At 67.3% G+C, this 9,462-nt stretch carries 10 protein-coding genes and 1 pseudogene; 8 read left to right on the top strand and 3 right to left on the bottom strand.

Annotation, left to right across the window (positions count from 1 at the left end; translation table 11 throughout):
- The 8 genes and pseudogenes from WA965_RS10270 to WA965_RS10235 form a co-directional block, all read left to right on the top strand.
- Positions 1-212, top strand: a pseudogene (locus tag WA965_RS10270) (hypothetical protein); the annotation flags it as partial.
- A gap of 76 nt (positions 213-288) precedes the next feature.
- Positions 289-1,629 carry a UDP-glucose dehydrogenase family protein gene (locus WA965_RS10265; protein ID WP_526303353.1) on the top strand — a complete coding sequence of 447 codons (1,341 nt, stop codon included), beginning with the start codon at positions 289-291 and terminating at the stop codon, positions 1,627-1,629.
- 10 nt (positions 1,630-1,639) lie between these two features.
- Positions 1,640-1,963, top strand: a complete 324-nt coding sequence (locus WA965_RS10260) for a DUF1330 domain-containing protein (protein ID WP_526303352.1) — start codon at positions 1,640-1,642, stop codon at positions 1,961-1,963.
- Positions 1,963-3,294: a cytochrome P450 gene (locus tag WA965_RS10255; protein WP_526303351.1), complete on the top strand. Its 1,332-nt coding sequence runs from the start codon at positions 1,963-1,965 to the stop codon at positions 3,292-3,294. Before WA965_RS10260 ends, WA965_RS10255 begins: the two co-directional genes overlap by 1 nt.
- 1 nt (position 3,295) lies before the next feature.
- Complete coding sequence (locus WA965_RS10250) at positions 3,296-4,042, top strand: maleylpyruvate isomerase family mycothiol-dependent enzyme (RefSeq protein WP_526303350.1); 747 nt, start codon at positions 3,296-3,298, stop codon at positions 4,040-4,042.
- Between the two features lie 36 nt (positions 4,043-4,078).
- A complete protein-coding gene (locus tag WA965_RS10245) occupies positions 4,079-4,447 on the top strand; it encodes a nuclear transport factor 2 family protein (RefSeq protein ID WP_526303349.1) in 369 nt (122 codons plus the stop codon).
- Positions 4,447-5,310: a glucose-1-phosphate thymidylyltransferase RfbA gene (gene rfbA / locus WA965_RS10240; protein WP_526303348.1), complete on the top strand. Its 864-nt coding sequence runs from the start codon at positions 4,447-4,449 to the stop codon at positions 5,308-5,310. Before WA965_RS10245 ends, rfbA begins: the two co-directional genes overlap by 1 nt.
- A gap of 24 nt (positions 5,311-5,334) precedes the next feature.
- Positions 5,335-6,675, top strand: a complete 1,341-nt coding sequence (locus WA965_RS10235) for an adenylate/guanylate cyclase domain-containing protein (RefSeq protein WP_526303347.1) — start codon at positions 5,335-5,337, stop codon at positions 6,673-6,675.
- Here WA965_RS10235 and WA965_RS10230 read toward each other — a convergent pair.
- From WA965_RS10230 to WA965_RS10220, 3 genes are all read right to left on the bottom strand, one after another.
- Positions 6,659-7,900, bottom strand: coding sequence for a YibE/F family protein (locus WA965_RS10230; RefSeq protein ID WP_526303346.1), 1,242 nt, complete (start codon positions 7,898-7,900; stop codon positions 6,659-6,661). The two genes, WA965_RS10235 and WA965_RS10230, sit on opposite strands and share 17 nt — an antisense overlap.
- Before the next feature lie 33 nt (positions 7,901-7,933).
- Positions 7,934-9,226, bottom strand: coding sequence for a pyridoxal phosphate-dependent aminotransferase (locus WA965_RS10225; RefSeq protein ID WP_526303345.1), 1,293 nt, complete (start codon positions 9,224-9,226; stop codon positions 7,934-7,936).
- 43 nt (positions 9,227-9,269) lie between these two features.
- The coding region (locus WA965_RS10220; RefSeq protein ID WP_526303344.1) for a hypothetical protein at positions 9,270-9,462 on the bottom strand (193 nt) is incomplete at its 5' end.

The raw sequence follows: 9,462 nt of genomic DNA, 5'->3' as shown, positions 1-9,462 counted from the left end.
CGGGTGGCTCAGGTTCGGGCGCCTCGGGTGGCTCGGGCGGATCGGGCGCCTCTGGAGGCAGCAGCGGTCGCGGTTCGAGCGGGTCCGGCGACTCGGGCTCCTCGCGCGGCGACTCGGGGTCCTCGCGGGGCGGCTCGAGCAGTGGCGTTCCCGGCGATATCAACGGCGACGGTTGCTTCCTGGTGTTCTGCAGCTCAGGCGGTCGCGGCTAGCATTCGTCACCTGCCGTTGGCCTGGTGCTCAGTGTCGCGTAGCAACTAGCTCATCGGGGCTGCCTATAGAGGCAGTATGCGATGCACCGTCTTCGGCACGGGATACCTCGGCGCGACCCACGCGGTGGGAATGGCCGAACTGGGCCATGACGTCATCGGCGTGGACATCGACCCCGGCAAGGTTGCCAAGCTCTCCGGTGGTGACGTCCCGTTCTACGAGCCCGGTCTGCGAAAGATGCTGCAGCGCAACATCGACGAGGGCCGGTTGCGCTTCACCACCGACTACGCCGAGGCGGCGGAGTTCGCTGACGTGCACTTCCTCGGCGTGGGCACCCCGCAGAAGAAAGGCGAGTACTCCGCGGACCTGCGCCATGTGTACGCCGTCGTCGACACGCTGGTACCGCTGCTGCGGCGCCCCGCGGTGATCGTGGGCAAGTCGACCGTGCCGGTGGGTACCGCCGCCGAACTGTGCGCCCGCGCCGGTCGCCTGGCGCCCGAGGGGGTGACCGTCGAGGTGGCTTGGAACCCCGAGTTCCTGCGCGAGGGGTTCGCCATCCACGACACGCTGCACCCGGATCGTATCGTCCTTGGTGTGCAACAGGATTCGACGCTTGCCGAGGAAGCGGTCCGGTCCCTGTACGCACCACTGCTGGCCGAGGACGTGCCGTTCCTGCTGACCGATCTGCAGACCGCGGAGCTGGTCAAGGTGTCCGCCAACGCGTTCCTGGCGACGAAGATCTCGTTCATCAACGCGATCTCGGAGGTGTGCGAGGCCGTCGACGCCGACGTCACCCTGCTGGCCGATGCGCTCGGCTACGACGCCCGCATCGGCCGGCGATTCCTCAACGCCGGCCTCGGTTTCGGCGGGGGCTGCCTACCCAAGGACATCCGCGCGTTCATGGCGCGCGCCGGCGAACTCGGCGCCAACCACGCGCTGACGTTCCTGCGGGAAGTGGACAGCATCAACATGCGTCGCCGGACCCGGATGGTCGAACTGGCGACCAAGGCGTGCGGTGGCTCGCTGCTGGGTGCGAACGTGGCCGTGCTGGGCGCGGCCTTCAAGCCCGAGTCCGACGACGTGCGCGACTCGCCGGCGCTGAACGTCGCCGGGTTGTTGCAACTCAACGGCGCCACCGTCAACGTCTACGACCCCAAGGCCATGGAGAACTCACGGCGGATCTTCCCCACCCTCAACTACTCGATCTCCGCGGTCGAGGCGTGCGACCGGGCCGATGCGGTGCTGGTGCTGACCGAATGGGACGAGTTCGTCGAACTGCAGCCGCAGACCCTGGCTGCCATCGTGCGCGCGAAAGTCATTGTCGACGGCCGTAATTGTCTCGACATCGGCAAGTGGCGCGGCGCCGGATGGCGGGTCCACGCGCTGGGCCGGGCAGATGGAGCACCCTCGGCCGCGTAGCGTCGCCTGCATGACGGTGTACGCACTGAACCTCTTCGACATCGCCGACCGCGACGAGTATGTCGCCTACTCGAAGCGTTCCCCCCAGGAGGTCGCAAAGCACGGCGGTCGGGTCGTCGCGCTCGGAAAGTTCCGGGAATCGGTCACCGGCGACATCGAACCGCGCACTGTGCTGATCCTCGTCGAGTGGGACTCGAAGGACGCGTTCGACAGCTACCGCAACGATCCCGAACTCGTCGATTTGCACGCCCACCGCGAGAACGGAGCGTCGTCCTACATCTGGCATCTCTTCGACTCCTTGGCCGATCTGCGGCCTCTGCTTAAACTCGGGTGATGGCAGCCGATCTGCAGCAACGAATCCGATGGCTCGCCCTGCACGGAGTGATCCGGGGGCTGTCCACAGTCGGGGCCCGCCGCAGCGGGGATCCGCAGGCTCGCCTGATCTCCGATCCGGCCGTCCGCGACAACCCCGCCGCGTTCGCCGACGAACATCGGGACCAGGGCCCGGTGATCCGCTGTCGCGCGGTCCTGATGACCTTCGACCACCAGGTGGCCAACGAGCTGCTGCGTTCCGACGACTTCCGGGTCTCCTCACTCGGTGCAGGGCTGCCGCAGCCTCTGCGCTGGATCAATGACAAAACCCACCCCGGTCTGCTGCATCCGATCGAGCCGCCGTCGCTGCTGTCGATCGAGCCGCCCGACCACACTCGCTGCCGCAAGCTGGTGTCCTCGGTGTTCACCCCCAGGGCGGTGGCGGCGCTGCGCGAACGCGTGCAGCAGACCGCCGACCAACTGCTCGACGACCTCGAGGGCCAGTCCGGCGTCGTCGACGTGGTGGACCGGTACTGCTCGCAGTTGCCGGTCGCGGTGATCAGCGACATCCTCGGCGTGCCCGAGGCCGACCGCCAGCACATCCTGCACTTCGGCGAGCTCGGGGCGCCCAGCCTCGACATCGGCCTGTCGTGGCAGCAGTACACCCAGGTACACAGGGGTCTCGTCGGCTTCAACCGCTGGCTGGGAGGGCACCTCGAGAGGCTGCGCCGCAACCCGGGCGACGATCTGATGAGCCAGTTGATCCTGGCCAGCGAGGGCGCCGACGAGGGAGCCCGACTGACCGAACGCGAACTGCAGGCCACCGCGGGCCTGGTGCTCGCCGCCGGGTTCGAGACGACCGTGAACCTGCTGGGCAACGGCATCCGGATGCTGATCGACACCCCCGAACTCCTCGAGACGCTGTCGGCCCGCCCCGAGCTGTGGCCCATCGCGGTCGAGGAGGTCCTACGGCTGGACTCGCCGGTGCAGATGAGTGCCCGCATCGCCCGCAGGGACGTCGTCGTCGCGGGTACCGCGATCCAGCGCGGCGAACTCGTCATCATCCACCTGGCCGGTGCGAACCGGGACCCCAAGGTCTTCGACGATCCACACCGCTTCGATCTCGAGCGCGACAACGCCGGAAAGCACCTGTCGTTCTCCGGCGGCAGGCACTTCTGCCTGGGTGCCGCGCTAGCCCGCGCCGAAGGCGAGGTCGGGCTGCGGACGTTCTTCGAGCGCTACCCGGATGCCCGACTGGCGGGCGCCGGCAGTCGGCGCGACACCCGCGTGCTTCGCGGGTGGTCATCCTTGCCGATTGCGCTTGGAAAGGCGCGGGCCACGTTAGGTTCGTGAGGTGGACTTCCGAGCAGCCCTGCTCGAGCAGACTCGAGCGTTCGGTGACCAGATCAGGTCAGCAGACCCGGCGACCCCGGTACCGACATGCGGCGACTGGACACTGCGCCAGTTGTTCCGCCATGTCGGGCGGGGAAATCGTTGGGCCGCACAGATAATCAGTGATCGCCGCAGCCAGCCGTTGGATCCCCACGACGTGCGCGACGGTAAACCGCCTGATGACGCCGACGCGGCGGTCGACTGGCTGAACGCCGGCGCGCAGATGGTCATCGACGCGGTCGAGCACGTCAGCCCCGAAACCCGGGTGTGGACGTTTTTCGGTCCGAAACCAGCAGGCTGGTGGATCCGGCGGCGACTCCACGAGGCGACCGTGCACCGCGCGGATGCGGCGCTCGCGTTGGGTGAGCAGTTCGAGCTGTCACCTGAGTTGGCCGGCGACGCCCTCAGTGAATGGATCGAACGAGCCTGCGTCGACAGACGCCTCTCCCCGGTTCTGCCACGCGGGGAGACCATCCACCTGCACGCCAGCGAGGAGAAACTCGGGCCGACGGGGGAGTGGACCATCGTCCACGACGGTGAAGGCCTGTGGTGGTCACACAGCCACAGCAAGGCCAGCGTGGCGCTGCGGGGCCCGGTGACCGACCTGCTGCTGGCCACCGTGCGCCGCAGGACGGCGGCCGAGGCGGGACTCGAGGTGTTCGGCGACACCGCTGTCTGGGAGGCCTGGCTCGACAGCACGCCGTACTGAACCGCATGCGCTACTGAATGGCGTAGTTTCGCGACTATGACCACTTCGGAGATGGCCACCGTTCTTGCCTGGCACGACGCGCTCAACGCCGGCGATGTCGGCACCTTGCTGTCGCTGTCCAGCGAGGACATCGAGATCGGTGACGCCCACGGCGCCGCCCAGGGACACGCCGCGCTGCGCGACTGGGCACGGGACCTCGACGGCAAGGCGGAGCCCGGCCGGATCTACGTCCACGACGGCGTGGTCGTCGTCGAACAGCGCATCGTGTCGGTCACCGGGGAGGGTGGCACGGCGGCTTCAGCTTTTCGGGTGGTGGACGACCATGTCACCTCGGTGTTCCGGCATGACGACCTGGCCTCCGCGCTGGCCGCGACCGACCTGAACGAAGCGGACCTGACCGGCTGATGCGTGGGATCATCCTGGCCGGCGGATCGGGCACCCGGCTGTACCCCATCACGATGGGGGTCAGCAAGCAGTTGGTGCCCGTCTACGACAAGCCGCTGATCTACTACCCGTTGTCCACGCTGATGATGGCGGGCATCCGCGACATCCTGGTCATCACCACTGCGCAGGATGCTCCGGCCTTCCATCGTCTGCTCGGCGACGGATCGGATCTCGGCATCAACCTGACCTACGCCGTCCAGGACCAGCCCGACGGGCTGGCTCAGGCCTTCCTGATCGGTGCCGACCACATCGGAAACGATTCTGTGGCACTGGTTTTGGGCGACAACATCTTCTACGGCCCGGGCCTGGGTACCAGCCTCGGCCGATTCCGGGACGTCAGCGGGGCCGCGATCTTCGCCTACTGGGTGGCCAACCCGTCGGCCTACGGGGTCATCGAGTTCGCGGCCGACGGCACCGCGTTGTCGCTGGAGGAGAAGCCCGCCACGCCGAAATCGCACTACGCGGTGCCCGGGCTGTATTTCTACGACAACGACGTGGTGGACATCGCGCGGTCGCTGGGCAGGTCGGCCCGCGGTGAGTACGAGATCACCGAGATCAACCAGCGGTACCTCAACGAGGGCCGACTGGCCGTCGAGGTGCTGGCGCGCGGTACCGCCTGGCTGGACACCGGCACCTTCGACTCGCTGCTGGACGCCAGCGACTACGTGCGGACGATCGAGCGCAGGCAGGGACTGAAGATCAGCGTGCCGGAGGAGGTCGCCTGGCGGGTCGGCTTCATCGACGACGACACCCTCGCCGCCCGCGCGCAGGCGTTGCTCAAGTCGGGCTACGGGGCCTATCTGCTGGAACTGCTGCAGCGCTGAGCTGCCGAGTGTCACCATATTGACGTGGGGGACAGCAGGGTTCGCTATGCCCGCAACGGCGACGTGCGGCTGGCATACCGCGTCTTCGGAGACTCCGGGCCGGTGGCGATCTGGACGCCGGGTTGGGTGGTCAACGACGTCGACAACATCGACGAGCCGGACAGTCCGTACGCCCGCCTCGTCAATCGGCTCGCGGAAGAGATGACGTTGGTCATCTGGGATCGACGCGGCACCGGACTGTCGGACCCGGCCGACCATGTCCTCACGGTGGAGGAGCGGGTGACCGATCTCGTGGCGGTGGTTGATGCCATCGGTGAGGACCGGCCCTCGTTGTCCGGAACCGGTGACGGTGGCGCGCTCGCGATCATGTTCGCCGCAATGTATCCCGACAGAATTCACCGACTTCTCCTGTACGGCACCGCTGCCCGCTTCTCGCAGCAACTGCCGGACCACCCGTGGGGATTCACCGCTGAGCAGATCGCGACGCAACTCGATGAAATCGACCAGAGTTGGGGCGACGGGGCGTTGGTCGATCTGTTCTACAACGAAGTCTCCGAAATCGCCGGTGTGCGCGAAGGGTTCGGGAAGCGCCAGCGGTCGATCGCGAGCCCGACGATGGCGAAGCTGTGGTGGCAGGCTTTTGTCGATGTCGACGTGCGCGCGGCGTTGGGCACGATCCAGGCGCCGACGTTGGTGCTCGCGCGCCCGGGAGATCGGCTGGTACCCATTGACGCCGCCGCGGCACTGGCGGCGGCGATTCCGCATGCTCAATTTCGGCTGCTTGCGCGCGGTCCGCACAATTCCTTCGACATCATCGACGAGGTGACCGATCAGGTGCTGGCCTTCTTTTGTGGTGGCAAGGGGTCGCCGGCCGACGAACGCGTCGTCAAGACGGTGATGTTCACCGACATCGTCGGCTCCACCGAAAAGCTCAGCGCTCACGGCGATACGCATTGGCGCCAGCAGCTCGATGCCCACGACGAGCTCGTCGAACGGGTGCTCTCCCGCTACGGCGGAATCCGCGCGAGTCACACCGGTGACGGCTACTTCGCGCTGCTCGACGGCCCGACGAAGGCGGCTCGGTGCGCTCTGGAACTCGTGCCTGAGCTCGCGACGCGAGGCATCCCGATCCGCGTCGGTATCCACACGGGTGAATGTGAACGTCGCGGCGCCGAATGGAGTGGACTGGCGGTGCACACCGGGGCGCGTATCGGCGCGATGGCAGGCGCAGGCGAAATCCTCGCCAGCCGTACCGTGCGCGACCTGTCGGCGGGATCGGCTCTGAAGTTCGAAAGCCTCGGCCTGCAACACTTCAAAGGCCTGCCCGAGGAGATCGAGGTGTACCGGGTCACACAGCCCGGGTAGTCGTCGGCGTCGCCAGCAGCGCCGCGATGCCCGTCGTCAGTGGCACCGACAACGCCAGCGCGATGCCGCCCACCGCGGAGCGCGCGATCTCGATGGCGACGCTTTCGCTGGTCAGCACGTCACCGAGCGAGCGATTCGCGACGCTGAACAGCAGCAGCAGCGGCAACGCGCTGCCCGCGTACGCCAGCACCAGCGTGTAGACGGTGCTGGCGATGTGGTCGCGACCCACCCGCATGGCCCCGACGAACACCTCGCGACGTGACGTGCCGTCACCGACCGCGGCCAACTCGAACGCCGTGGAAGCCTGCGTGACCGTCACATCGTTGAGGACACCGAGCGAACCGATGATGAACCCCGCCAGCAGCAGGCCCGTGATCGACACATTGCCCAGGTAGGCGGCCACCTCGTTGTTCTGGTCTTCGGACAGTCCGGTCAGATGCGCGAATTCGATTGCCCCCCAGGACAGGAAGGCTGCCAGCAGCAGCGAGGCCAGTGTCCCCAGCAGGGCCGCGCTGGTCCGCAGGCTCACGCCGTGAGCGAGGTAGATGACCGCGTAGAGGATCGCGGAGGAGGCCACCACCGCCACCGGAACGGCGGGCGCACCGTCGCGGAGTGCCGGAAGCAGGAACACCACCAGCACCCCGAAAGCGATCACGATGCCGACCAGCGCACGCAGACCCCGCCAGCGCGCCACCGCGACGATCACGACTGCGAACACCACGGCCAGCGCCGCCAGCGGCCACGACCGCTCGAAATCGTAGAACGCGTACGTGGTGGTGCCGCCGTCGCCGACCGTGCGACTGAGGCGGACGTCGTCGCCCACGGCGAGGCTGGGTTGGCCGGGGCCGCCGCTGAACTCCAGCAGGGTGTTCGCGCCCTCGTTGGGTCCGGAGTCGATGGCCACCAGGTTCTGCACGCAGGGAGAAGCGCCCTGTTCCTGGGCGGGCAGCGGATCATCGGTGAGCACCGCGCCCGACGACGGGCTACCGCAGGGCGCGGAACTGCTGGACAACACGTGGCCGGCCTCGGTGGTGACCGCATTACCGGCGGCATTCTGAAACGGCAGCGGAATATCGGCCTTCTGCCCGCTGGGCCACAGCAGCGCGGCGCCGATCAGTGTCGCGACGCCGCAGGCGATCAGGAGTCCGACGACGATCTTGGCGGCCAGTGGCCCGAGCGGCGACGGGCCGCTCAGCGAATGCGAGTGTGAATGTGAGTGGGCCACCCCGACAGGGTATGGGTAGCGGCTGTCAGAGCATCACTGCCGGTAGCTCACGAGAAAGTTGCCCAGACGTTCGATCGCATTGGCGAGATCCCGGGCCCACGGCAGCGTGACGATCCGCAGGTGATCCGGTGTCGGCCAGTTGAAGCCGGTGCCCTGGGTCACCAGGATCTTCTCCTGCAGCAGCAGGTCGAGGACGAGTTGCTCGTCGTCGGCGATGTCGTAGACCTCGGGGTCCAATCGGGGGAATGCATACAGCGCGCCTTGGGGTTTCACGCACGACACCCCGGGGATCTCGTTGAGCTGCGTCCACGCGACATCACGCTGCTCCAGCAGCCGGCCACCGGGCAGCACCAGATCGTCGATGCTCTGATGGCCTCCCAGCGCAACTTGAATCGCGTGCTGTGCAGGCACATTCGGGCACAACCGCATGTTGGCCAGCAGGCTGATGCCTTCGATGAAGCTGGTGGCGTGTTCCTTGGGGCCGGTGATGACCAGCCAGCCCGAGCGGTAACCCGCGACACGATAGGCCTTCGAAAGCCCGTTGAAGGTGAGCGTCAGGACATCCGGGGCGACCGAGGCCATCGCGATGTGCTCGGCGTCGTCGTAGAGGATCTTGTCGTAGATCTCGTCGGCGAGCAGCATCAACTCGTGCTTGCGCGCCAACTCGGCGATCTGGGTGAGCACCTCGCGGGGATATACCGCCCCCGTCGGGTTGTTCGGGTTGATCACGACGATGGCCTTGGTGCGGTCGGTGATCTTGGATTCCAGATCGGCGATGTCGGGCTGCCAGCCCTGGGTCTCGTCGCACAGGTAGTGCACCGGGGTACCGCCCGCCAGCGACGTCGACGCCGTCCACAGCGGGTAGTCCGGAGCCGGGATGAGGACCTGGTCGCCGTTGTCCAACAGCGCCTGCAGCGTCATCGTGATCAGCTCGGAGACGCCGTTGCCCAGATACACGTCGTCGATGTCGAAGCGCGGGAACCCGTCGACGAGCTCATAGCGGGTGAACACGGCGCGGCGCGCGCTGACGATGCCCTTGGAATCGGAGTACCCCTGTGCGTAGGGCAGTGCCGAGATGATGTCGCGCATGATCACATCGGGCGCCTCGAAGCCGAACGGCGCCGGGTTGCCGATGTTGAGCTTGAGGATCCGGTGTCCCTCGGCCTCCAGGCGCGAGGCGTGCTCGTGTACGGGTCCGCGGATCTCGTACAGGACGTCCTGCAGCTTGCTCGACTGCGTGAACGTGCGCGGCCGGCCTTGCTGGCCGGTTGCGTGCCACGGCAACTGATGGGTGCTCACATCGAGAAGTCTCCCACGGTTGTCCACGCCTTTTTGCTACGAGAACGACACGGCGGTCAGGGAAGGCCGGCTATTTCCTGCCGGGCCGGCGCGCACCCTTGGCGATGCCGAGGCCCTTCACCGGCGGCTCGTCGCCGACGATACGGGCCTCGCCGTTGCCTGAACCGTTGCCCGAACCGTTGGTCGGCGCTGCCGGTTCCGGCGCTGCGTCGGGCTCGGCTTCCGCCGTGGGTTCGGGTTCGGGCTGCGGCTCGGCCTTGGGT

The sequence above is a fragment of the Mycobacterium sp. genome, from assembly GCF_049683935.1.
Taxonomy (GTDB): domain Bacteria; phylum Actinomycetota; class Actinomycetes; order Mycobacteriales; family Mycobacteriaceae; genus Mycobacterium.
The sequence above is the reverse complement of the archived record's forward strand: the minus strand, read 5'-3'. Positions and strand labels throughout refer to the sequence as shown.